Below are 25,532 nucleotides of genomic sequence, written 5' to 3'. Positions count from 1 at the left end.
CTTTATGAAGTCTCTTTTTCAGCAGGCCGATAATTACATAAATAGCCCCTAAATATTCGACAAAATTTCCTAATTTCCTTTCTTGTAGGGTGTAAGCGTCTATGAATAGGGATAGCAAGGCAAGGTATGGAAATCAGATGTCATAGGTTAACGCTTTATCCCATTGATTCCTTGTTTGCTCCAAGCCTTCCAGCACAATTCCCAAAATGAGGACAGAGTCTAGCCTCCGCGCGACTTTTCCTTTATTTTTGCTAAACAAATCACCGTCTATAACCGATATTTCTATTCATGTATAGCAATTAAATTAATAGGTGGGTGGCTCTTATGTTTTTCAGATTGTTAAGTCCTTTTACAGCTCTCATGTCGAAGTTGAAGTATGCACAGAAGTTTGTTGTCGTCAGTTTGCTATTTATGATTCCGCTGGTCTTGCTGCTTGTTTTATGGGTGAACGAGCAGGAAGGAAACATTGAGTATATTCAGAGTGAACATGAAGGCGTCACTTATATTAGAGAGATGATGCCGCTTATGCTTCAGGTGCAGCAGCACCGTGGACTTTCCTCGGGCTTGCTGAATGGCAATACGGATGCCAAGGCAGAGGTGGATGCCAAATCACAGGAAATTGCGGGCTTGATCCAAACGATAGACTCGGAGTTGCAAGCGTCTGGCATGGCGGGGGTGCAGGAGCTGTGGGAGGCGTGGAAGCAGCAGTGGACAAAATTAATTGCAAGCAACGCTGCGATGTCGGCTGCCGACAGTTTTGAAAGCCACTCCACGCTCGTCTCCGATTTAACCAATATTATGATTAAGCTTTCAGATGAATCGGGACTTTCGCTGGATACGCAGATGGATTCTTATTATTTGGGCTCTATGTTCGTGCAGCAGATTCCCGCGTTAATGGAGCATGCGGCGATTATTCGCGGCAAAGGAAATGGTGTGCTTACGAGTAAAAAAATGACGGATAACGAAGAAATTAAGCTTCGTTTGGAAGCGGAAATGATCAATTATTCTTTGACGAATATGAATAAGTCGCTGAGCAGCGCTTTAGGCTGGAACGAGACATTGGTGCCATCCCTAGAGAAAAGTGGCGCAACGACCGCGACATCGCTCAAAAGCTTTGTAGCGCTTCTTAATACAGGTGTCCTTAACGGCTCCAACTTGAACATGAATGGATCGGAGTTTTTCAAGTCTGGCACGGCGACGATTGGTGTATTAAACGACTTTTATGTACAGGTGAATACAGAGCTTGAGCGGGTGCTCCAGCAGCGTATTGATGAGCTGACAGCCACTAGAAATATGCTGCTCGGCTTGACGGCTCTGTCCCTGCTGCTCGTTGCAATTTTCTACATGGCTTTCTACCGCAATGTAATGGTAACGGTGGCAGCGCTCCGAAATCGTGCAGATGCGATGGCGAAAGGCGATTTTTCCAAAGAATTGCATTTGGAAACACGGGATGAGCTGCTTCAGGTCGGCCTTTCCTTTAATGACATGATTCGCTCCTTGAATGGGCTGCTGCGGAGAAACCAAATCGTATCCGAGCAGGCAGCGGCTTCGTCGGAGGAGCTCACAGCCATTTCACATGAATCGACGCTTGCGATGAAGCAAATTGCCGAGTCGATTCAAGGGGTATCCGAAGGAACGGACGTACAGCGCGTATCGGCGGATGAAACGTCGAAAGCGATGAATGAAATGGCGGTTGGTATTACACGTATTGCTGAAGCGGCTTCAGAAGTGGCAGATGCCGCGGTCAAGGTGACGGGCAATGCCCAAGTAGGCGAAGAACAGCTTGGCCAAACGGTGCGCCAAATGAACAGTATTCAAGCATCGGCTGTCCGTTCAGGCGAGGTTGTTACGAAGCTGGATGAGCATTCGGTGCAAATTGGCCAAATCGTGCAAGCGGTTATGGCGATTGCTAAGCAAACACAGCTATTGTCACTGAATGCGAACATTGAAGCGGCAAGGGCTGGCGAGCACGGACGGGGCTTTAGCGTTGTAGCCTCCGAAGTAGGCAAGCTGGCCGAGCAGACGAGCGAGTCGGTGCAGACGATATCTGAGCTGATCAGAGATATTCGGGCGCTGGTAAGTGAGAATGTGAAGGCAATGAGCGAGATGAAATCGGAGACAGCCTCGGGGCTTGCTTCCATTGAGCAGGCTAACACGACGATTGGAGATATTTTGTTTGAAGTCCGCTCGATGAGCGATCAAATTCAGGAAGTGTCGGCAGCTGCCGAGGAAATCTCCGCAGGCATGGAAGAGGTAACGGCATCGGTTGGCGAGGTAGCGAACATCTCGAATAAAACGTCGGATGAGGCGGAGACGATGGCCGCAGCGACGGAGGAGCAGCTTGCGTCGATGGAGGAAATTCAAGCATCAGCCGAAGCGCTGCGCGATATGGCCCAGCAGCTCCAGGACGATCTCAGTCATTTCGTGCTGAGCAGCGAGGACACGGAGCAAGCGAAGGCTGTATAGCATGGAAACATGGATAATGCTCGGGCTGTGCAAGCAGCCTGTAAATTATCCTTTTTTTGTATTCAGATCGAGTCGGATGGTAGAATGAAAGAAGGGCTGAAAAGAACATAAAGGAGAGCAAGCAATGAGATTTTTGAACAAAACATTGATTTATATTTTGGTCGCTATCATTCTTATTTTTTTATTGAGACTGTTTGAGGTTAGTACTCCGGTATCGATCATCATTATATTTTTGACGTATGTGGCCTTAACGCTGGGCCCGTTATTTTATACCATTTTAGGGACGAGAAACTTGATGAAGATCGAGAAGTTTCTGCTCGCGAACCGCAAAATACCTAGCTACTATATCAACTATGCGGTAGCCAATCGCCTGGATGACGAGTTCGAAGAGAACATAGCGAAGCTGCTCAAGCAGTACAAGCAAAAGAATAAACAAGCGCTGTTCAAGACACTTCAGGCTCACTACTATAAGGATATTCAGAGCGTCTTACATGAAATCGAATTTATTCAGCCAATAGAATATAGATATTATTATCAGGCTTATTATTATATCGAGAGAAGAGAGTTCACGGAGGCGCGTGACTATATAAGCCGCATTTCCAAGGTTTGGATGAAGCAATCTTTGCTATCTTACTTTGAGTATAAACAGGGCAATCGGCCAAGAGCAATTGAGCTGGCAGAGGAAGCGATGCAGGCCGCGCGGGGACTACAGTTGTATGTCATGGTGAAAACATTCGAACGCGAGTACCCGGAGCTAAGGCAGCAGAAGGCGAAGTAAGGTTTGCTCTAGCCGTGCGGGACACTCTGATTAGTCCGGGCAGGACGTGTAGAGCCATGTAGAGCCGTATATAATACAAAGGGAAAAGATGCGGAACGGACCGCTGCTAAAGCAGCAGCGATGTCCGTTCTTTTTCTTTTTTTGGGGAAAAAATGAGGTCGCTGCATTATAGATTTTTATGATCGTCTAATAGATTATTTCTGGGCTGATGCCGATTGACGATTAGCTGGGGGTAGCCTATACTTGCCTAAATACAAGTAAACAACTGTGAATAATGAGTATAACGATATTGTATAGCTGATTACAAGGTGAAACGGCTGTCGCATTCCTCTGGCGGCGCGGCGCGTTTCAGTCCGAGAAATATAGAGAAGGGATGGAACCATCCTATCCTTTCCTATAATTTAAACAAGGGGGTTTGCGAACAAATGGTACAGGTGAAAGCACCAATTCAATACGTAAACGAGCCGAATGCTTGGGCGGATGGCGGAGCAAAAATTGCAGAAATCGGCAACAAGCTTTTTATTATCGGCGGGGAAAAAGCACTCGAGGCCGCGGCGCCGCTGCTGGCCAGCCTGAATACCGTCGATGTCACCTATCAGGTGCATCGTTTTTCCGGACAGGTGACGACGGAGCAGATTGCAGCCTACTCAGAGCTGGCGTCAAGCCAGGATATCAACGTGCTGGTAGGAATCGGCGGCGGACGGGTGCTGGATTTGACGAAGGCGGTGGCGGAACGGATTCATGTGCCGACCGTGACGGTGCCGACGATTGCGGCAACCTGCGCTGCATGGTCAGCGCTCAGTGTATTGTACGACGAGGAGGGCCGCTCGGCAGGCTATTTGCCGCTTAAGCGGTCGCCGCAGCTGGTGCTTGCCGATACGTCGGTGCTTGCTGCTGCACCTAAGCGCTACCTTGCATCGGGCATAGGCGATACGTATGTGAAGTGGAACGAGACGGTCGTCAATGTCAAAAAGGTTCCGGCCGACCTTGATGTACGGCTTGGCGTCAAAACGTCTGAGCTGGCGGTCGAGGTGCTTGACCGCTATGCGCAGCAGGCGTATGCGAACGCAGGCGACGGCATCGTGACACCCGCATTCCATGAGGTTAGTCACGCCATTGTCTGGCTGGCGGGGCAAGTGAACACTGTATCGGCAGGAGGCGCACGCGGCGCTTTGGCCCATGCCATTCACGACAGCCTGACGCAGTTTGCGCAAACGCATGGCTCGCTGCATGGCGAGAAGGTCGCGTTTGGGCTCGTTGCCCACACGCTGCTGCAAGGGCAAACGGCCGAAGAGACGGAGCGGCTTGCAGCGAAGCTTGCTGCGCTTGGTCTGCCTGTTACGCTGGCGCAGCTGGGATTTGAAGAAAAAGCGGATCAAATTGCATATGACATCGCCCATAAAGTGCCGCTCGCTGGAGCGAAAGCTGCTGAGCTGCCCTTCGCCGTTCATCCGGCGGCAATCGCTGAGGCGATTATTGCAGCGGATCAGCTCGGACAGCGCATTAGAAGCAGGGCGGCCATTTCTTCGCAATAAAGGTACGGAATAAGCGATAAGGGGAAACATTCCACACGATCTAGAGAGGCGGAAACAACTATGAAAAACAGAAAGAGACAATGGCTGGGCTTAAGCATCGCAATTATCGTGGCGAGCCTGCTTGCAGCGTGCGGCAATACAGGGGGAACATCGAATACAGGTACAGCAGCGAGCCCGCCTGCTTCATCTGAAAGCAGCAGCCCCGCAGCGGAAGCTGGGCCGGATTTGAGCAAAGTCACGCTGAACATCGGCCAAACGGGCTGGGAAAATCTAAAGATCGGCTTCAAGGAAGCCGGACTTGATGACACGCCTTACAAAATTGAATTCAGCGTGTTCCAAGGCGGCAATTTGCAGCTGGAGGCAATGGCAGGCGGACATTTGGATGTCGCTTTGACGAGTGAAATCCCGCCACTGTTCGCAGCACAGGCGGCAAACGGCGGCAATTTCAAAATTATTGCGATTCAAAAAGGGAGCACGCTCCAGCAGGAGCTGCTGATTCCCAAAGGCTCGACGGTGAAATCCGTAGCCGATTTGAAGGGCAAGAAGGTTGCTTACGTCAGCAGCACAACCGCGCATTATTTTCTGCTGAAAATGCTTGAAGAAGCAGGGCTTGGATGGACGGACATTGAGCCTGTAGCACTGTCGACCTCTGATGGTCTCAGCGCATTAATCGGCGGCAGCGTCGATGCATTGGCGAGCTATGGCAATGCGGTCATTTCGGCCCGCCAAAATGGCGCTACGACGCTGGCGTCTGCCCAGAACATTTTATCCGGCAACTTCCCGATTGAAGCGACTCCGGCAGCGATTGAAGATCCGGGCAAGCATGCAGCGATTGCGGACTTCCTGAACCGGCTCAATCAGTACAATGAGTGGATTCGTGCGAACCAAGAGAAGTGGGCAGGCATCGTAGCTGAAAATACGAAGCAGCCTGTCGAACAGGCGCTTCAAACGCTGAAGGCCGGCGAAGCCCAGCAGCCGACGAAGATTTTGCCGCCATCGGATGAAGCGATTGCTTCCCAGCAGGACATTGCCGACACGCTGCAAAAGGTCGATTTGCTTAAAAATCCGGTTGATGTGAAGACGATTTGGAGCGACGCTTTTGCGGACGCGCTGAAATAATTCGGAGGCCGAAAGGAGAGAGCTATATTTTGCGAAAACCATCTTACAGCTTCTGGACATCCTCCTTCACGCCGTGGCTGCTGCCGATTCTGCTGCTCATCGCTTGGCATGTGCTGACGGTTACGGGCATCATTGCTGCTAACGTTTTGCCGCAGCCGCTGCAGGTTATAGAGGAGCTGATTCATTCCATCAAGAGCGGCCAGCTGGCTGAAAATATTGCGATCAGCGCCCGTCGTGCCATCCTAGGCTTCCTTATTGGCGGCGGCATCGGCTTCCTGCTAGGCCTCATTAACGGCTTTTCCTCAAGAGCGGAAATCGTCATGGACTCATCGATTCAAATGCTGCGCAATGTGCCGCATTTGGCGCTCATCCCGCTCGTTATTATTTGGTTCGGCATTGGCGAAGAGGTGAAGCTGCTGCTGGTGGCGCTTGGCGTCTTTTTCCCGATCTACCTCAACACCTTTCACGGCATCCGCTCGATTGACCGCGGGCTGATTGAGATGGCGAAGGTGTATGGGCTGCGGGGCTTCGACTTGTATAAAGAAGTGATTTTGCCGGGAGCGCTGCCTTCTGTGCTGGTCGGCGTCCGGTATTCGCTTGGCATTATGTGGCTGACGCTCATCGTCGCGGAGACGGTAGCAGCCAATTCCGGCATCGGCTACATGGCGATGAATGCCCGTGAATTTATGCAGCTCGATGTGACGGTGCTTAGCATCATCATCTATGCGCTGCTTGGCAAGCTGTCCGACAGCATTGCGAAAATACTCGAGAGGCGGCTGCTCCAGTGGAATCCGAACTACAGCCGTGCGAAAGCATAGGAGGGGATGACATGACCGATAGCCGCAAGGGGGCGCAGCTCCAGTTAAGCCGGGTACGCAAGGAGTTTGCAGGCAAGGAAGTGCTAAAGGGTGTTGATCTGAAAATAGACCGTGGCGAATTTGTCGCCATCGTCGGCCGCAGCGGCTGTGGCAAAAGCACGCTGCTGCGGCTGATCGCCGGGCTGGATTTGCCGACGGAAGGCACGCTGCTGCTGGGCAGCGGCGAACAGCAAAGCGGCGGGACAGATATTCGCGTGCTGTTTCAGGAAGCGCGGCTGCTGCCGTGGAAGAGCGTGCTGGACAATGTGCGGATTGGCACGCCGGGCAAGGATAAGGCCAAGGCGGCGGAGGCGCTGTCGCAGGTAGGGCTTGCGGACCGCGTAGGCGAATGGCCGCATGTGCTTTCCGGCGGGCAGAAGCAGCGGGTGGCGCTGGCCCGGGGGCTGGCAAGCAAGCCGCGTCTGCTGCTGCTGGATGAGCCGCTTGGCGCGCTCGATGCGCTGACGCGCATCGAAATGCAGCAGCTGATTGAGCGGCTATGGCTGGAGCAGGGCTTCACGGTCGTTCTCGTTACGCATGATGTGAGCGAAGCCGTTGCGCTGGCAGACCGGGTTATTTTGATTGAGGAGGGCGTTATCTCGCTCGATAAGCGGATTACGCTTGACCGGCCGCGCAACCGGGACAGCGGATTTATATATTTTGAAAACCTTATTCTAAACATGGTGCTTGGCAAAGAGGAAATACCGCTGCAAAAGAAGGTCAGCTATACGATATAAACAGCGGTAAACAGACTGTTGCATCAGAGGACAAAGGCGTAGTTTATGCAAACTAAGCCTTTGTTTTTGCCGCTCGGCGTCATTGTGCCCGCTTTTTTAGCATCAGGTACTAAGAGAAGATGGTACTATTTTTTCCAGAGAAAACAGGTAAGATAAGGCTATCAAACAAATAACCGCACGGTTATACGGGAGGACGCCTATTATGGAAAATCAGATGCCTGTTCGCAAATCAATGAACTTTTACCGCCGCCGGAATACACCGACTTATACGTTCATGGCTTGGGGAGCTTTTGTGCTCGCATTCGCCTTTGAATTTATCGGCATTTATACGCTGAATCAGCCGCTTTCGGTTCAAGGCTACTACGCCGTAACGGGAATACTGCTTATTATTACCTCGTTTACGCTCCAGAAGCTGGCCCGCGACAATGATGAGGATAAATTTCTGAAGGAGCAAAATCCTTCCTATCGCAACCGCAACACGCCAGCCTTCACATTCATGGCCTGGATCGGTTTTATCATTGCTGTGCTGTCGCAATATATCGGCTTGTACACTTTAGAGGAACCGTTCTATGTTAAAGGCTATTACGCTATCGCCGGAGCCTTCCTGATTGTAGCCTGCCTCGTGCTTCAGAAAACCGTTCGTGATAATGAAGAGGATAAAGTGCATTTGAGCCCGGAAGAGGAGTAAGCAAGGGCGGAGTAGGCGGAGGCGGGGAACAGTTGCATTTCACCTAGCCCATAGTTTAGCGGCTCTCAAAGCGTCTCTCGCTAGGAGAGCCGCTTTTTTTTCGCGCGCGCAGCCAGAGAGAGAATGATTATCCTTTATGTTATCCATAAAATGTCCATTTGTATGTATTCGTAAATGGACATATAATTATATTGATTATAAAAAGATAATAATTATAATTAAATTGAAGGAGATGGCTAATATGAAAATAGGCGAGTTTCATCATCTTGAGCATGTGAAGGAGCAATCAGCTTCCAAGAAGACGCTGTGGATTACGCTGATGCTCACATTGTTTTTCACAATTGTTGAAGTTATTGGCGGGCTCATATCCGGCTCTCTTGCCTTGTTGTCGGACTCGGCTCATATGGTTTCTGACGTACTTGCATTAGGGCTAAGCATGCTTGCCATCTATATGGCGACTAGACGCCCGACGAAGCAGTATACGTACGGCTTTCTGCGTTTCGAGATCATTGCTTCTTTTTTGAATGGATTGGCGCTCATTGTCATCGCTCTCTTCATTCTGGTAGAAGGGATAAAGCGGATCATTCATCCTGAGCCGGTTGATCTTGGCCTCATGCTCGGCATCGCCATCATCGGATTAATCGTAAACATCGTGCTGACGCTCGTGCTGAGCCGAAGTATGAAGGCAGAGAACAATCTGAATGTGAAAAGCGCGCTGTGGCATTTCATTGGCGATTTGCTTAGCTCGGTTGGCATTATTGTGTCAGCGATACTCATTCGATTGACGGGTTTTTCGATTTTAGATCCGATTATCAGTATCGTCATTGGCGGCATTATTGCATTTGGCGGATACAAGATTATAAGGGAAGCGTATTTCATTCTGATGGAAGCTGTGCCGGAGCAATTTAATCTGGAGGATATTCGCCGTGATCTTAGAGGGGTGGAAGGTGTTGAGGATGTGCACGAGATGCATCTTTGGGCGGTGTCGACGGACCATTATTCCCTTACAGCGCATGTATTGGCGCGAAGCAACATTCAGCCGTATTGTATAACGCTCGCAATGAATGAGCTGTTAAAAAAACGCTATGGCATCGTTCATTCCACGATTCAGGTTGAGCATGCCGCTATTCATGATCATGGGGAGTACGGCAAATTATTTAGTGGCGGTGCATTCTAGGTTGAGTATGCAAACATAAGCAAGCCAGATCGTGATCAAATTTCGGTTCTCAAGTCTAAGTCTCGAGTCGTCAGTTGAGATTGGCAGCAGTGCTCCAGCACCGCTTCATAAGCACATGAAAAATGCACTTCCCAGAATAGATATTGGAAAAGTCCGTATAAGCGGGAGCTGATCCAATACAAGGCTGGGAGGTGCACTTTTGTTCTTAACCGTTAATGATTTCGCCGCCGTTGACGTGCATCACTTGACCGGTGACGTAGCTGGAATCATCCGATGCAAGATAGACGTAGGCTGCGGCGAGCTCGGCAGGCTGGCCGGGGCGTTTCATCGGCGTATCGCCGCCGAATGTAGCCACCTTCTGAGCGTCGAAGGTGGAGGGAATAAGCGGCGTCCAGATAGGACCCGGCGCGACGCCATTGACCCGAATGCCTTGACCCGCCAAATTGGCGGATAGGGCGCGGGTGAAGGATACGATCGCGCCTTTGGTGGCTGAGTAATCGATCAGCGTCTCATTGCCGCGATAGGCAGTAACCGATGTCGTATTAATGATGGATGCGCCTTGCTTCAAATGGGCGAGCGCCGCTTTCGTCAAATAAAACATGGCGAAAACGTTAGTGCGGAACGTCGCGGTAAGCTGCTCCGCCGTAATATCCTCAAGTCGCTGCTGAACATGCTGCTCAGCGGCATTATTGACGATAATATCAAGCTTGCCCAATTCCTTGACCGTTTGCTCTACCGCTTGCTTGCAGAAGGCTTCATCGCCAATATCGCCGGGAATCATCAGGCAGCGTCTGCCGAGCTGTTCGACCTCCTGCTTCACAACGTTTGCGTCCTTGTCCTCTTCCAAATAGACGATGCTGACATCGCAGCCCTCCATTGCAAAGGCAATCGCTGCGGCGCGGCCGATGCCGCTGTCGCCGCCAGTAATAATGGCCGATTTGCCAAGCAGCTTGCCTGCAGCTTTATAAGTCTCGGATTTATAGACAGGCTGCGGATGCATAACGGATTCCAATCCAGGCTGCTGATTCTGATGTTGGGGCGGCAGCGTCTGCGCTGGCGTTTGTGTTGTAGATGCACTCATCCTAAAACCTCCTTGTAGTGGCGCGGCATACGCCTGTAACAAAACGTTCTTATTATGGAATAAATGGGCAGAGGTTATACATGATTCCTTCCTTTCACAGCATGCTGGCTATACCAGTCATTTGCTTCCCGAAGCACCTCTTTTCCACCCGCCCTCATAAACTCCTGAACGAAACGGTCAAAGTCCTCCAAGGGCTTCTCGCCAGTAATAAAGGCGACATAGGCTTTGTTTTTCAGCTTGATTAATTCAGCTCCGTTGTCGATTAAAGAGGGGGTTGCAACTTCCAATGCATTGTAGATGCCATCCTGATCGAGTCCTAAGGTGGAGGCCCATTGCTCTCTTCGTTCTTTAGGGATCAAGGGTACCGTCATACCCAAATTGGCGCCGATTGTATTTTGATAGTTGAACATGGTGTCATAGGGAGGCAGCACAATAACATCCTCTTTCGAGTCTCCAGCCCATGTCCAGTGCGTGCCTTTGATCCCGTATTTCATGGAGGTATATTCATCGAGATCGGGATTGGCGCTCACATCGTCCAGAATTTGCAGGATCGTCTCCATCTTCCCCGGCTCTTTGGCTGCGTCAGCTCCGATAGCGGTAAAGCTCATCAGCATATCATAGGCTTTGGAGCCTCGTTTTCCTTCCGGCCCACGAAAGGGTTGTCCGAACACAATTCGGGCCTGCGGATTGCCCGCTGTTAATTCCTTCACGTTAAATGTAGCTTCTACTGGGATCTCTTCGCCATTCGCGCTACCCTGATCCTTCATTACCCAATAATCTCCATTTTGAATCCAATGATAGTAATTCCCCATGGAGGTCATGCCGATTTTTCCATTGATAAAGGCATGGGACAGATGCTTGTAGCCGCCTTTATTTTCCCCGGTAACAAACTCCGGGTCGATTACGCCATCCGCGTACCATTTGCGAAGATAATGGAGAGCTTGCTTCATTTCCGGCTCCAATGCGCCGATAACGAGCTTTTCATTTTTCACCCCGAAGTAGAGCTGGTCTGCGAAAACGATTTGCCCGAATGCGCCGAAAACAACATTCATTCCTTCCCTGGACAAGCCGTACGTATCTTTCATGCCGTTGCCATCGGGATCTTCATTTGCGAATGCATAGATGACCTTCTCAAAATCGGATAGCGTCTCAGGCACAGGCAGGCCCAGCTTATCCAGCCAATCCTTTCGATATACAACTGGTATGCGGTAGATGTTTGTGGGATTGATGACAGGAATACCGTAATATTTTCCGTCGATTTTTCCAGCATTTTGATAAGCGGGCGCATTCTCTTTAATAGCTTTCATAATGCTCGGGGCGTATTGCTTAAGCATCTCCTCCGGAATTTCGGCAAGCAAGCCTTGCTGTTGATATTTCAGGAGATCCTGCGGCTGTCTGATCCGGAACAAATCGGGAATTTCCCCCTGTGCCAGCTTCATATCTAGCAGCGCTTCGTATTTATTGTTTTCTAAATCCCAAATATCCAGATTAACGTTGAACTTATTTTCTACGAGGCGAACCATCTCGGCATCGTCCGGAACAGGCAAATTCAGGTGCATCGTCCAGGAAATATTATGCAGCGGGGCGTCAGAAGAAGCCGGGGACTGCAATTGCTGTGCGGCAGACAGCTGCGAAGAGCTCGTTTCGCATCCGCTAACGATGCTTAGACAGACGACTGCGGTAAGGGCGGTGATATGCCGTAATTGCTTCATGTTCATGATGAACCCTTTCTTGAATCGTAGTCCTGCGTGCAGTGCCAGGCAGTTCCATGCAGTTCCATGCAGTGCCTGGCTAAAGCGGCTACGCTTGTTTAACGGTTTGGCGCAAATAATTGCCCGGTGTACACCCGTACTTTTCCTTGAATTTCTTAATAAAATAAGCTGCGGTTCCGTAGCCGACCGTACTCGCGATTTGCTCGACTGACATATTATTGTTCTCGATCAATGCCCGGGCGTTTTCCATTCGCAGGCTGGTTACGTAGTCGGTATAGGTGATGCCGTTCTCATCCTTAAAGAGCTTGCTCAAATATTTGGGGCTAATAAATACCTGAGCAGCCACCTTCTCAAGAGACAAATCATCCGACAGATGGCTGCGCACGTATTGCTTGGCTGCCTCGACGCTAGTGATGGCTCTGTCGTTATTCCGTTTCTCTATCTGCACTAGGAATGCGGTTATTGATTCAACGAGCCAATTCCGAAAATAATAAATATTGTGAAGCTCTTGATACTGATGATATAAATCCATATTGCCTTGATCAGGGTATTTGTAACGGACACTCTTCAAATAATCGGAGTAGACGAATACGGTATTTGTCAAAATAAAGCGGCAGTAATCGGCAGCGTATATGCCTTCCTGCATGATTTTGACCAGCTGATCGATCGCCGTTACGATTTCATCGAATTGCCTGGCGTGTAATTTTTCTTTGAACCTCACAAGCATAGCTTGCGGAATTTCTTCAACACGGTTCTCCCGATCCAGAAGAGCGCGATCCTTCAGAATCGACAGGTCCGGCAGAAAATAGCCATATTTCCTTAGGGCCTGAGCTTCGCTGTAGCTCTTGTGGACATTAATAATGTCCTGTACCCAGCATCCCTGCGATATTTGAGATTCCAGCTGGAACTGCTGCTTGTTTTCCGCTATTAGAAGCTGGCAGAGCTGCTCCAAAAGCGCGTCACATTGTTTTTTAGCGAAAACAACGACTACAATCGTCTTGTCCGGCAGCTCCTCGGCAATGATGTGCCCTTCTGGCAGGGAAGCGCCCTGCAGCTGGTTAATCATCCGGTACGTCGCATATTGTTGATCTCGGGAGCTTAACCCGGCAAAAGCTTGATCTGAATTTACAATCATGCAGCAGTAATGGCTGTATGGCTGATTGATGCCTAAAAAGGGGAGCTCCTCGGCCAATTTCTCTGGGGTATAGCGGTTATGGAGCAGGTTCAGCAAAACATTGTGCCTAATAACCGAGCTATTGGCCTCCAGGGTATCTTCCAGACTGCTGACCTTGTCGTTCAGCCTGATGAAGGCCTTGTCAATGAGCTTGAATGCATTGGCTGCATGGTCAGGCGTATGCCCGGACAAATCCTTTATTTTTCCTACCAATCGCTTGATTGGGCTGTAATTCGCTCTGGCAAAAATCCCGGATAATACGATTCCTAGCAAAAGGGCCATGACACAGATGCCAAGCACCAGCTTTTGTACAAAAATCAACTTTTGATAGAAGAAGCTGGCAGGCAGGGCGCTATATATTTTCCAACCGGTTGATGGCAGCGCTTGGTAGGAAACGGCATAGGCTTCATCCAGAATTGTATCATTAAAGCTCCCAGCCTCCGCTTTGGACAGCAAGGTCTCGATAAAGCTGGAGCTGTGAGCGCTGTGAAAATCGGGGCTTCTGCTGGCTGAGCCCGTTATCATGCTTCCGGAAGGCTCCAAAATAAACGTGCTTTCATATTGTGTGGGCATCATATTCCGAATAACCTTGCTAATCGCGCTTTCCTTCACGTCAACCGCAATCATAAGATCGTTATTTTCGCCGGAGGCTTGGAAGGGATAGCTGTGTGCATAAGTAATTAATGTCTCACCTTTGCTATCGGGCAGACTGGCGTAAATATCCTGCGGAATCAACCGGGCAGGTGTCCAAAGATGGCTCTGCTTAGTGCCGCGCATCCCGTTCATCCAGTCGGCAAAAAACACGGCGCTGCTGCCTTGATCGGCATTAAACTGAAGCCCATAGTTCGAAGAAAGCATTATATTTTGTTTAGGATAATACAGATGAACGGCGTACACGATGTCCGAGCTGCCGGCGACTTCTGTCTGGAGCAGCTCCTGCAGGTCTATCGCCTTGCTAAGATTGCTTTTATAGGAAGAATCAGCAAATAAACGGATATCTACGGTTTTGTCGAGAGATAAATTCAGATAAATTTGTTGAACTCGCTGGAGTACCGTGGCTTCAATCGTTTGGGCTGTATTTTCTAAAATCAGCTGGTTTTTGGTGCGCAGCTCTGCTTCGTAGCTTTTTGAGAAGTAGATATAGAAGACGGAGCAAAGCAGCAAAACGATGACAAGTACAAGGGCTATATATGAAATGGCCAGATTTGCAAATACGGAGTTCCATTTTTTCACCGCTTACTCCCCCTCACCGCCTCGATTATACACCACAGGGTGGACGGACTTATACCCATTAATCAAATCTTAACATTAGGGGCAAAGGCGGTTGAAAATGGAAAAGCATTAACAGAAAGGAGGAAGGAAAGTGGAAGGAAATGAGGAAGGAAAGAGCGGATGGCGAGGATAGAATACGATTTTTATATATTTCAGAAATTGTTATATTGAGCAGCGGCAGGGTCCAATGTTACGCTCGAAATCGGTTCGGAAAACAAAAAAACGAAACGATAGGAGTAGACTCGACTTGAAAATGAAATCTACAAGAAAGTATCTATCTGCTGCTTTGGGCCTGTTACTGCTTTCCAATTCCGTAGTGGGGAATGCTGCAACCGCAGCATCAAATGGAGCTTCCATTGAACTGCCGCCAGCTCCGGCATGGGGACATTTTGTAGACAACTACAAAAACAGCATTTCTGCTAACCAATCGGTATATTCCAATCCAGTCATCGGCGTGCTGTCCGGGTTTCAGGATCTCTGGGAGCCAGGGACATCGTGGGACAATGGCACGAAGCTGAACAGCAGCGTGTTGGACTACAACATTCAATATGTAGCAAACATAGCTGCCACACGTACGGCGGAAGATGAAAAATTGGCTTATCTCGTTGACCGGAGAAATCAATCGTATGGAGCGACTGAAGGTCTTGGCGCTCTGGCTGATGTGTATCGCGACAAAACGGGAACCTATACAACCATTACGAGCATCCCGGATGATGCCACATCAGTTAAATACAACGACGGCAATGGCTCCAATAAAGCGGGTGATTCGGATTCCGAGCTTGGCAAAATGGTAGACTTGATCGGAACGCTGCGCGGCAATTACGCCTCCAGCAACCCGGCTAAAAACTTCTACAGCTATATGCGTCCCTATCGCTGGGCTAATGATACTTCTATGATAGTGACTACGCTGGTTCCTGCCATCAGCACAACGCCGGCTACCGATGGCGGTTTCCCAAGCGGTCACACGAATGCTTCGTATCTCGCATCTTATGCACTTGCCTATGCTGTGCCTGAGCGGTTCCAAGAGCTGCTGACCCGTGCTTCGGAAATGGGGAACAGCCGGATTATAGCGGGCATGCATTCTCCGCTTGATGTCATAGGCGGACGCGTGATGGCAACAGCGCTGGCAGCAGCTACCTTGTCTGACCCGGACAATGCGGCACTTAAGCAGGGGGCTTATGATCAGGCGCATGCCCTACTGTTGACTGAAACAGGTACAGCGGAAGATCGTTTCACTGACTATGAGAAAAATAAAGCGCAATTCACCCAGCGTTTGACCTATGGGTTCGATCAAATCCAATCCACAACTGAACCAATGGTTGTGCCTAAAGGCGCTGAAGTGCTGCTGGAAACACGCCAGCCTTATTTGACGGGCGAGCAGCGCCGTGCTGTTTTGGCGACGACTGGCCTTGCTTCCGGCTATCCGGTACTGGATGATCCAGAGGGCTGGGGACGTCTGAATCTCTTCGCCGCCGCAGACGGCTATGGTGCTTTTGACAGCGATGTAACCGTGACGATGGATGCCAGCAAAGGCGGCTTCCATGCAGCGGACAGCTGGAAGAACAACATTGCTGGAACAGGCAAGCTGACGAAGGAAGGTACTGGCGACTTGAAGCTGCTCGGTGCAAATACGTATTCCGGGGGTACCCAGATTAACGCGGGTACGCTGGAAAGCGGCTCGGCAACAGCTCTCGGCAGCGGCGATGTCGTGAATAACAGCGGTACGCTAGTAGAGAAGACAGCCGGAAAAATGACGATTGGCGGCAGCTTCATGCAAGCTGCGAATGGTACGCTTGAGCTCAACGTCGACAGCGCAAGCGATGTGCTGGAAATCAAGGGTGCGGTAAATGCGAACGGAAAATTGCAGGTGAATTTTCCAAGCAGCTATGTGCCGTCCGTTGGTTCTGTGACTCTTATGAGCTATGGCGCTAATCAACAAAACGGTCAATTTAACGCCGTTGAGATTAGCGGGGTACCGAGCCAGTACAATACTCAGGTTGTTTATCAGGCCAATCAAGTGGTGCTGGAAATTACGAATAAGTCCAATTCGGGAGGTTCATCAGGATCGGGTAATTCGAATCCGTCGACTCCTTCGCCGACACCTGCTCCAGCGCCTACTCCATCCGGCCCTGTAGATCCGAACTCAATTGGTGTAACGGTGGCAGCAAAGGCTGACGCTAATGGAAATGCAGAGGCTGTCATTGACGATGCACAAATTAAAACCGTAACGGAGCAGGCTCAGGCAAAGGAAGCGGGCTCAAGAATTGTGACGCTTACCGTTGAAGCGGCAGACAACACTAAAGCAGTTGGCATCACTCTATCTAAAGCGGCAGTTACTAATCTGTCTAACGGCAAAGTAGATCAAGTTGTCGTAGTGACGCCATTCGGTACTCTTACCATCCCGTCGACTGCGCTGAATGCGATAGAGAAGGCAGCAGGCAGCAATATTCGGTTCGAGGTAGCGAAAAGCGGTGCAGATACGCTTGCACCGGAAGCTAAACGGTTAGTTGGAACAAGACCTGTATTGGATATTTCGATTGAATCCGGCGCTGCCAGCCTGTCTACCTTTGGCGGCGGCAGCATTCAGATCGATATTCCGTATACTCCTGCACAGGGCGAGGATACAAGCGCTATTGTTGCTTATTTTATCGACAATAATGGGAAGCCGAATGTCATAAACCATTCAAGCTACAGCAATGGCAAGGTTACTTTCGTAACGAACCATCTGAGCCATTATGCTGTAGGCTACAATAAGATCAGCTTTAGCGACAGCAGCAGTCATTGGGGAGCTTCCTTTATTTCTTACCTGGCTGCGCGGGATATGATTTCCGGCAGTGGCAGCAACCATTTCGCGCCGAACAAGAACATCACGAGAGCGGAATTTACTAAAATACTGGCTGGTATTGCAGGCGCAGACGTGTCTGGATTTACGTCTTCTACATTTGAGGATATCAAAGCCGGAGACTGGTACTTGCCTTATGTATCTTGGGCAGCAGAGCATAAAATGGTTGAAGGCTCAAGCAGCAATACATTCAAACCAAATGTATCGATCAGCCGCGAGGAAATGGCGGTCATGTTGAAGCGATTTACCGATCAGGCTGGCTTCACGCTGCCTAAGACGGCCAGCGCAATCACCTTCGCGGATCAAAGCAGCATTAGCTCTTGGGCGGCGGATGCCATCGCTGCCTTGCAGCAAGCACAAATCATCTCTGGCAAGGGCGCCAATGCTTTTGATCCGAAAGGCGGGGCAACAAGAGCCGAAGCGGCGAAGATGCTAGCTGTGCTTCATCAAAATATGATTAAACAATAATATAGCGGCAAAATGATAGTCAGAGTGCGCAGAGAACCCGGAAATAGGGTTCTCTGTTTTTTTATATGACGCCCGGATAGACGAAATAATTTGCACCTAAGATAGCGAAGGCACAAGGGAATGTCTGCTAACGATGGGGAAAGACGGTTATTTAATGGAAAAACTCTGTTTTTTGCCTAGTGCCGGAAAATAGGAATCTATATACTAAAAAGGGATTTACTGCGCTAAGCAGGTGTTGAGCAAAGGAGGCTGGCTGGTTTAACCTGTGTTTTGTAAGCGTAACCAATTGATCTTCAAATCGAAAGGATGCGATTGATTTATGTTCAGCAACCACTCCAACTGGCTTAAAAAGACGGCCGCCACGTTAACGGGGCTTACGCTGCTTTGCGGCAGCGCCGCAGGCGCAACTGCTGCGGGAACGACGGCTTCGGGACAAGCAGGGGCAGCCTTAGGCAAAGTACAGCTGGAATATTTGGATAGAGGACTTGTAGCTGTCGCTTCTTCAGGAAGCGTATTTCTCAGCTGGCGGCTGCTAGGCAATGAAGTGACGGGCTATTCTGCGGGCGGGATGACCGGCGCGAATTTCAACGTCTACCGGGATGGCGCGCTTATTGCGACGGTGACGGACAGCACGAACTATTCGGACCCGCAGGGCAGCGCATCATCGCGCTATCAGGTGGCGGCTGTAGTAGATGGGGAAGAGCTGGCACGAAGCAGTGAAGCTAAGCCGTGGGGCGATGGCTATTACGATTTGCCGCTAAATAAACCGGCAGACGGGGTTACGCCTGTGGGCGAAGCTTTCACCTATTCGGCTGGCGATATGAGTGTCGGTGATGTGGATGGAGACGGGCAATACGAATATATCGTGAAATGGGACCCTTCCAACTCCAAGGATGTATCGCAGAAAGGCTACACGGGTGAGGTCATTATTGATGCTTATGAGCTGGATGGAACGCAGCTTTACCGCATTGAGCTGGGGCCGAACATCCGCGCCGGTGCGCATTATACCGAATTTATGGTGTATGATTTTGACGGCGACGGCAAGGCGGAAATGATGTTCAAAACGGCGCCGGGCACCAAAATAACGAAATACGACGGCAGCGGCGGCATCGCTTCCGAAAAATATATTACGATGCCTCAGGAGGATATTGCAGCAGGGTACAGCCATGATGATGATTACCGCGTGAGCAAGCAGGGCTATTATGAGCATGTCGTAAATATGTTCATGGACTGGGACAAGCATGAGGAAGTCGTAAACGGCAACTGGCCGGCAACGCTGGAAGAAAGCTTCGGTATTGCGCCTAAGTATGCGTATCCCCTGTCCCGCGAGGATGCGGAAGAGCTGACGGATTATTTTATGGACGTGTATGCGCCGGCGCGCAGCGGCAACAACAAGCTGCGTGATTTCGAAGGCTTTATTTTGAGCGGGCCGGAATATTTGACCGTGTTTGAGGGGGCGACAGGCAAGGAGCTGGAGACGATTCCCTACAAGCCGGGCCGCCATGACGATGGCCTCATGTGGGGCGACTATGCGATGGGCCGGATTGAGCCGGGCAACCGTGTAGACCGTTTCCTTGCAGGCGTCGCTTATTTGGATGGCACGAAGCCTTATGCGGTGTTTGCCCGCGGTTATTATACGCGCTCGACGCTCGTTTCCTATGAATGGGATGGCAAGCATTTGCGCGAGCACTGGTTTGTCGACAGCGGCTGGGTGCCGATGACGAATCCGTTTAACGATGGGCCGCATGGCAGACCGGGACTGAATCCGGCGTTTGCAACGCTTACGACGCAGGGCGCGCATTCGCTGAGCACGGCGGATGTGGATGGCGACGGCAAGCAGGAAATTATTTATGGCTCCTCGACGATTGACCATGATGGAACGCTGCTCTACAGCTCGGGCGATATTTTGCCGCCGGGCAGCGCAAATCCGGGGACGTATGCAGGTCTTGGCCATGGCGACGCGCTGCATGTCGCAGATATTGACCCTGACCGTCCGGGCTTGGAGATTTTTATGGTGCATGAAGGCGGACCGTATGCCCCTTATGGCTACTCGCTGCGCGATGCTGCGACAGGCGAAGTGATTTATGGCGGCTACACCGGCAAGGATACCGGTCGCGGCATGGTTGGCGATATTGATCCGGATCACAGAGGGCTGGAGACATGGGCAGTTGGCACATGGACAGCAAGCGGAACGCAGATCAGCACCACCTCGCCGGGAACGAACATGAACATCAAATGGGCGGGCAATATGTCGACGCAAATTGTGAATGGCTCCTTGGAAAACACGCCGACGATTGATGATTGGAAACGCGGTAGATTGCTAACGGCAGATGGAACCCGCACGAATAACCATACGAAGGGAACGCCTTCGCTCGTTGCGGATATTTTCGGAGACTGGCGGGAAGAAATGCTTGTGCGCACCGTGGACAGCTCAGCCATCCGCATCTATACGAGCACGGAGCTGACAGACCGCAAGCTGTATACGCTGATGCATGACCCGCAATACCGTACAGGAGTAGCTTGGCAAAATACGACGTATAACCAGCCGACATACACGAGCTTCTATTTTGCATCGGACACGAATTTTGCGAATGTGCCGATTCCAAATTATTGGACGCCCGTTGTGGATGACCGCAGCTCGGTGGGTGCAGCGCTCATTGGACCGAATGCAATGGCGAAGGGACAAAGCTTCGATGTGGTTTATGCACTGCAAAATGTGTCAAGAGGCATTGCGAAGCAAAACATCCGAATCGAATACGATCCGACTGTATTGGAGCTTGTAAGAACGCCAGAATCGCTGGATACGGGCAGATTCGTCATTAACGAGCATGTAGAGGGTGCTGGCATTATCAGCTTGAAGGGCAGTCATGTCGGCGACGGTCTTAATAATCCGCTGGGCAATCTGTTCAAGCTGACCTTCCGCATTAAAGCGGACGCGCCAGCTGATGTGACCGCGCTTGCAGTGACCAAGCTGATTGGCACGGACGGGGCAGGCGTGAATACGCAGCTTGCTGGCGATGTGCTGAATATTAAAGTTCACTGATAGAGTAAATAATAGAGCAGGGCTAGCTTTATGGCTTGCGGCGGGCTGAGCAAATGCGGTACACATGCCCGCCTGCATACCACTGCACGGCAACAGTAAACCTTCAAGGCTGCGTTTTAGGGCGGTCTTGAAGGTTTTTTTTGCGATGAGTCTGAACAGGTGCTGCTAAATCGTTTATAGTAGAGAAGAACTAGTGGGAGTTACAGGAAATAGACGCTTGAGGCCAGTCTCAACCAACTGTGGACATAAGAGGGGAAGAAAGATGCGAAAAAAAGTGGCGATTGCCATCATGATTTTTTGTGGGATATGGATAGTCATTATGGCGTTCCCCTTTGCGGCTATTGCCAGCGACGTTCCAGAAGCTGTAAACGGGGAGCTGGATTTGACAAAATGGGATTTCTCCGAGAGCGGCATCGCAAGCCTGGACGGAGAATGGGAATTTTATCGGGACCAGCTTCTGACCCCGAATAATTTTAAGTTGGATAAGCGGGACAGACAAGGACTGGAGAGAACGGGCTACGTCCATGTGCCGGATAGATGGGAGCAATATGAAGTGGAGACAGAGGCCCCTTCTCCTTACGGCTTCGGAACCTTCCGCTTGCGTATTAAGCTTCCGGAAGCAGGCGAGCATGTTTTTGGCATCAGGCAGACGAATATTAAAACCGCCCATAAGCTGTTCGTGAACGGTCGGGAAATTGGCGGCCGCGGCATTCCGGGAATGAGCAAGGAGGATACCGTTTCCGTTAATGCGCCATATGTCCGTTTTTTTACGGTGGAGGGCGGGGAAGCTGATATTGTTGTGCAGGTTGCCAACTATCGTTATTCGCAGGGTGGAATTACCCATTCTATTCTTTTGGGATATCAGGAGGACATTTTGTCCGTACGGGAGTTTGCGGTGGCCAAGGACTGGTTTGCTGCAACAACCTTTCTGCTAATGGGCATCTATTTCATTATATTGTTCCAGATGCGGGGGCATGATCGATCATGGCTCTATTTTGGCCTGTGCTGTATAGCGATCTGCTTGTATTTTATAACACATGGCGAAAAAATACTTTTAATGCCGTTCCCTACAGTTCCCTACGAGTTGTTTACGAAAATACAAGACCTTTCCGGTGTGCTCGCGGTGCTGTTTTTACTGCTGTATACGAAATATTCCTTGCCCTATCTGTTCCATAAAATCGCGCTGCAATCGTCCGGGGCGCTAATCGCGTTCACCGTACTCCTGACTGTGGCGACTCCAGCCTCCGTCTTTACACGGTTTACACTCGTTAATTTCGCTTTGGCGCTTGTTGCCGTTCTCTATGTGATTTACGTCATGCTAGTCGCAGTCGGAAGGAGAATGGAAGGCTCAGTGTATATGTTGATCAGCGTTGTGTCGCAGCTGGGTATGACGGTTGCCTCCATGATGGAATTTTTGGGCGTGCGATCATACGTATCGTTTCAAATGGCAGCGTGGCTATGCTTTTTTCTGGCGCAGGGCTTGCTTTTATCCCGAAGATTTGTTAATGCATTTGACTCTGTTCAGAAACTGTCACAGCGGCTTGGCTCGATGGATCGGCTGAAGGATGAATTTCTGGCGAACACCTCCCATGAGATGAAAACGCCGCTGCACGGGATTATCAACATTTCTCAATCGCTGCTTGAGGGCGCAGCAGGCCGGATGACACCGCAGCAGGAGGAGAACATGGCGATGATTGTTGGTATCGGCAAAAAAATGAGCAATCTGGTCGGCGATCTGCTCGATTTCTCCAAATTGAAAAACGGCGAGCTTGTTTTGCATCAGCATGGTGTTGCTCTGCGTCCGCTTGTGCGCATTATATTCGAGATGTTTCGCCATTTTGCCAGCGCAAAACCGATACGCTTCACAGATCATTTAAGTGATCAGCACTATGTTTATGCGGATGAAGACAGGCTGACGCAAATTATGAACAATCTAATCGGCAATGCGCTCAAGTTTACAGCTTCAGGGGAAATTGCTGTTGCAGCACATGAGGATAATGGCTGGCTCGCGGTATCCGTCTCGGATACGGGTATCGGCATTCCCAATGATAAATTGGAGGTTATTTTTGAATCATTCGAGCAGGCTGGAGGAGCGCTGGCGAAGGAACGAGGGGGAACAGGGCTTGGGCTCAGCATCGTCAAGCGGCTTGTAGAGCTGCATGGCGGAAGCATTTGGGCCGAATCGGAGCTAGGTAAAGGCGCGGTATTCACGTTTACTATTCCGCTCGCAAATGGCATGGACGTGCAGCCTGCTGAGGCGGGAATAGACAGAATCCACGCAAGGCTTGCGAGTACAGCTCAGCGAAGCTACCCGGCAGATCCGATTAAACTGGAAAGCTTCGGGGCGGTTACGATTCTCGTTGTGGATGACGATGCGGCCAATCGACAGGTGCTGCTCAATCTTTTGTCCGTAGAAAAATATTCGGTTATTGCCGTATCAAGCGGCAAGGAGGCGATGCGGAAGCTGGAGCAGGAACGCCGAATTGATTTGGCGGTTATTGATTTGATCATGCCAGAAATGTCAGGATACGAGCTATGCCAGAGCATTCGCAAAAAATACTCGCTATCCGAGCTCCCGGTGCTGCTGCTTACGGCAAGAAATCGGCCAGAAGAAATGCTGGCGGCGTTCGACGCGGGAGTGAATGATTTTCTCGGGAAACCGGTCGAGGCTGGCGAATTGAAAGCACGCATTCGAACATTGCTGGAAATGAAAAAGTCTGCGAGCGAATCGGCACTTGCCGAGATGGCCTTTCTGCAAGCGCAGATCAAGCCCCATTTTCTCTACAATGCGCTTAACACAATCTCGGCTTACTCACTGGATGATCCTCAGGCTGCACGGGATTTGCTAGCTTCGCTCAGCGACTATTTGCGTGGCAGCTTCGATTTCAGAAACCTCGAAGAACTCGTTCCTCTGCATAAGGAGCTAGAGTTGGTGGAGGCTTATTTATCTATTGAAAAAGCTCGCTTTGGGGAGCGATTGCAGATAATGTATGAGATAGACAGTGATGTGGATTGCCTTCTGCCGCCGCTTGTCATTCAGCCCTTGGTCGAAAATGCGGTGCAGCATGGTTTGGCGAGCCGCAAGCAAGGGGGGAGCGTTAAGATTTCCGTTTGCGAGGAGGAGCATGATGTCGTCATTACGGTAGAGGACGATGGCATAGGTTTTCAAGATTCATATTATGCAGCACGAATCAGGGATGGCGCAGCGCAGAGCAGCGGCGTGGCTCTGAAAAACATCCAGCAGCGTCTATATCGGATATACAGACGCCGTTTGGAAATTGTAAGCAATAACGATGGGGGCACAGCAGTAAAGTTTAGCATTCCGAAGGGAGACCACTTGGATGATTAAAGTAATCGTGGTTGATGACGAGCTTCCGGCTTTGAAAATGGCCGAGAGTGTGCTGAAGACGTTGGGCGATGTGAAAATAAGCGGACTTTTTGACGACGCTGAGGAGCTTGTGGCGTGTTTACATAGGATAGAGGTAGACCTGATTTTTGTTGATATGAAAATGCCGGGCATGAATGGGCTTGAGCTGGCTGAGCAGATCCAGAGGCACAGACCTGATGTAGGGATCGCTTTCGTAACGGCCTATGACTATTATGCGGTTGATGTTTTTGAGTCGGAAGCGTTCGACTACGTTATGAAGCCAATGACGACGCAGCGCATTAGCAAAACACTGAAACGATTCACGAAGAAGAGAGGGACAGGGCAAAGCGCGAAGCCAGTGGACATTCTTGTCCGCAGCTTTGGGCAATTTTCCTTGGAAACGAGCCAGGGGAAGTCGCTAAAGCTGCGCAGAACCAAAACGGAAGAGCTGCTTGCATTCTTCCTCCACCATCGGGACCAGCCTATTGTAATGGAGAGTATTATGGATGCGTTGTGGGGAGATCGGAATGCAGAGCGGGCACAGGCGATGCTGTATACGACAGTTTATCAGCTGCGCAAAGAGCTGGAATCCCTTGGTCTGTTTGATGTCATTGAGCAGACCCGCGCCGGAGGGGGGCGCTACCGCCTGTTATGGGAGCCGGAGAGCTGGGATTGCGATGAGTTCGAAAGTCTATATCGGCGGTTCAAAAACGGCGATAGCATGGATGAAGGGAAGAGAGCTGTGGAATTGTACCGAAACGGTTATTTGACGGACAATGGATATGAATGGGCGGAGACGAGGCGGGCTGAGCTTGAACTCAGATATATCGAGCTGTTAGAATGCGCAGTCCGTCAAGAGGTGCGGAAGCAGCACTACGAGTATGCATTGCTGTATTTGCAAAGATGGGAAAAGCTGCAGCCGTTTGCAGAGCGAATACACGCCCAAATAATTGCCTTGTACTTGCTGATGAACAATAAGGAAGCGGCAGCATCGCAAGAGAGAAAGCTGCAGGACTTGTTTGTGAGCGAATTAGGCACTTCTCCGGATATAGATACAAGGGCGCTTGCCCTAAATCCCACGTCTGTTTTCTAAGATATAAGAATGTATAAGCTCATCATATAAAATCGGTGATTACGAGCGGCCTCCCCGTCCTAAGGACGGTGGGGGTCGTTTTATTTTGTTCAAATTCGGTTCAACAACGATAAAGTATAATGT

General features: G+C 50.3%; 15 protein-coding genes and 1 pseudogene. 13 read left to right on the top strand and 3 right to left on the bottom strand.

What is annotated here, in order from left to right:
• Positions 1–324 precede the first annotated feature (324 nt).
• The 9 genes and pseudogenes from ABEW34_RS17800 to ABEW34_RS17760 all read left to right on the top strand — a co-directional run bounded on the left by ABEW34_RS17800 (position 325) and on the right by ABEW34_RS17760 (position 9,357).
• Entirely contained in the window at positions 325–2,466 is a 2,142-nt protein-coding gene (locus tag ABEW34_RS17800) for a methyl-accepting chemotaxis protein (RefSeq protein WP_430160498.1), read from the top strand.
• 124 nt (positions 2,467–2,590) lie between these two features.
• Positions 2,591–3,244 carry a hypothetical protein gene (locus ABEW34_RS17795; protein WP_430160497.1) on the top strand — a complete coding sequence of 218 codons (654 nt, stop codon included), beginning with the start codon at positions 2,591–2,593 and terminating at the stop codon, positions 3,242–3,244.
• A gap of 425 nt (positions 3,245–3,669) precedes the next feature.
• Positions 3,670–4,779, top strand: a complete 1,110-nt coding sequence (locus ABEW34_RS17790; protein ID WP_430160496.1) for an iron-containing alcohol dehydrogenase family protein — start codon at positions 3,670–3,672, stop codon at positions 4,777–4,779.
• 60 nt (positions 4,780–4,839) lie between these two features.
• Positions 4,840–5,898, top strand: a complete 1,059-nt coding sequence (locus tag ABEW34_RS17785) for an ABC transporter substrate-binding protein (RefSeq protein ID WP_430160495.1) — start codon at positions 4,840–4,842, stop codon at positions 5,896–5,898.
• Positions 5,899–5,927: 29 nt separating this feature from the next.
• Positions 5,928–6,716 carry an ABC transporter permease subunit gene (locus ABEW34_RS17780; RefSeq protein WP_430160494.1) on the top strand — a complete coding sequence of 263 codons (789 nt, stop codon included), beginning with the start codon at positions 5,928–5,930 and terminating at the stop codon, positions 6,714–6,716.
• 11 nt (positions 6,717–6,727) lie between these two features.
• Positions 6,728–7,492, top strand: a complete 765-nt coding sequence (locus ABEW34_RS17775) for an ATP-binding cassette domain-containing protein (protein ID WP_430160493.1) — start codon at positions 6,728–6,730, stop codon at positions 7,490–7,492.
• Between the two features lie 202 nt (positions 7,493–7,694).
• A pseudogene (locus ABEW34_RS17770) lies at positions 7,695–7,904 on the top strand (YiaA/YiaB family inner membrane protein); the annotation flags it as partial.
• Positions 7,905–7,988: 84 nt separating this feature from the next.
• Complete coding sequence (locus tag ABEW34_RS17765) at positions 7,989–8,180, top strand: YiaA/YiaB family inner membrane protein (protein WP_430160532.1); 192 nt, start codon at positions 7,989–7,991, stop codon at positions 8,178–8,180.
• 241 nt (positions 8,181–8,421) lie between these two features.
• Positions 8,422–9,357, top strand: a complete 936-nt coding sequence (locus tag ABEW34_RS17760) for a cation diffusion facilitator family transporter (protein WP_430160492.1) — start codon at positions 8,422–8,424, stop codon at positions 9,355–9,357.
• Between the two features lie 205 nt (positions 9,358–9,562).
• Here ABEW34_RS17760 and ABEW34_RS17755 read toward each other — a convergent pair whose 3' ends face one another.
• The 3 genes from ABEW34_RS17755 to ABEW34_RS17745 form a co-directional block, all read right to left on the bottom strand.
• Positions 9,563–10,438, bottom strand: a complete 876-nt coding sequence (locus tag ABEW34_RS17755) for an SDR family oxidoreductase (RefSeq protein WP_430160491.1) — start codon at positions 10,436–10,438, stop codon at positions 9,563–9,565.
• A gap of 74 nt (positions 10,439–10,512) precedes the next feature.
• Positions 10,513–12,150 (bottom strand): extracellular solute-binding protein, encoded by a 1,638-nt coding sequence (locus ABEW34_RS17750; protein ID WP_430160490.1) that lies wholly within the window; start codon positions 12,148–12,150, stop codon positions 10,513–10,515.
• Between the two features lie 88 nt (positions 12,151–12,238).
• Positions 12,239–14,557 carry a helix-turn-helix domain-containing protein gene (locus ABEW34_RS17745; protein ID WP_430160489.1) on the bottom strand — a complete coding sequence of 773 codons (2,319 nt, stop codon included), beginning with the start codon at positions 14,555–14,557 and terminating at the stop codon, positions 12,239–12,241.
• Between the two features lie 292 nt (positions 14,558–14,849).
• Here ABEW34_RS17745 and ABEW34_RS17740 point away from each other — a divergent pair, with 292 nt between their 5' ends.
• From ABEW34_RS17740 to ABEW34_RS17725, 4 genes are all read left to right on the top strand, one after another.
• Positions 14,850–17,906: an S-layer homology domain-containing protein gene (locus ABEW34_RS17740; protein WP_430160531.1), complete on the top strand. Its 3,057-nt coding sequence runs from the start codon at positions 14,850–14,852 to the stop codon at positions 17,904–17,906.
• Between the two features lie 319 nt (positions 17,907–18,225).
• Positions 18,226–20,949 carry a cohesin domain-containing protein gene (locus tag ABEW34_RS17735; protein ID WP_430160488.1) on the top strand — a complete coding sequence of 908 codons (2,724 nt, stop codon included), beginning with the start codon at positions 18,226–18,228 and terminating at the stop codon, positions 20,947–20,949.
• Positions 20,950–21,211: 262 nt separating this feature from the next.
• Positions 21,212–24,298, top strand: coding sequence for an ATP-binding protein (locus ABEW34_RS17730; RefSeq protein WP_430160487.1), 3,087 nt, complete (start codon positions 21,212–21,214; stop codon positions 24,296–24,298).
• Positions 24,291–25,409 carry a response regulator gene (locus ABEW34_RS17725; protein ID WP_430160486.1) on the top strand — a complete coding sequence of 373 codons (1,119 nt, stop codon included), beginning with the start codon at positions 24,291–24,293 and terminating at the stop codon, positions 25,407–25,409. The genes ABEW34_RS17730 and ABEW34_RS17725 overlap by 8 nt, the downstream gene beginning before the upstream one ends.
• The last annotated feature ends 123 nt before the right edge of the window (positions 25,410–25,532 follow it).

It is taken from the genome of Paenibacillus algorifonticola, from assembly GCF_050481745.1.
In the GTDB taxonomy this organism is placed as follows: Bacteria; Bacillota; Bacilli; order Paenibacillales; family Paenibacillaceae; genus Pristimantibacillus; species Pristimantibacillus algorifonticola_A.
This window is presented reverse-complemented; position numbering and strand designations above follow the sequence as displayed.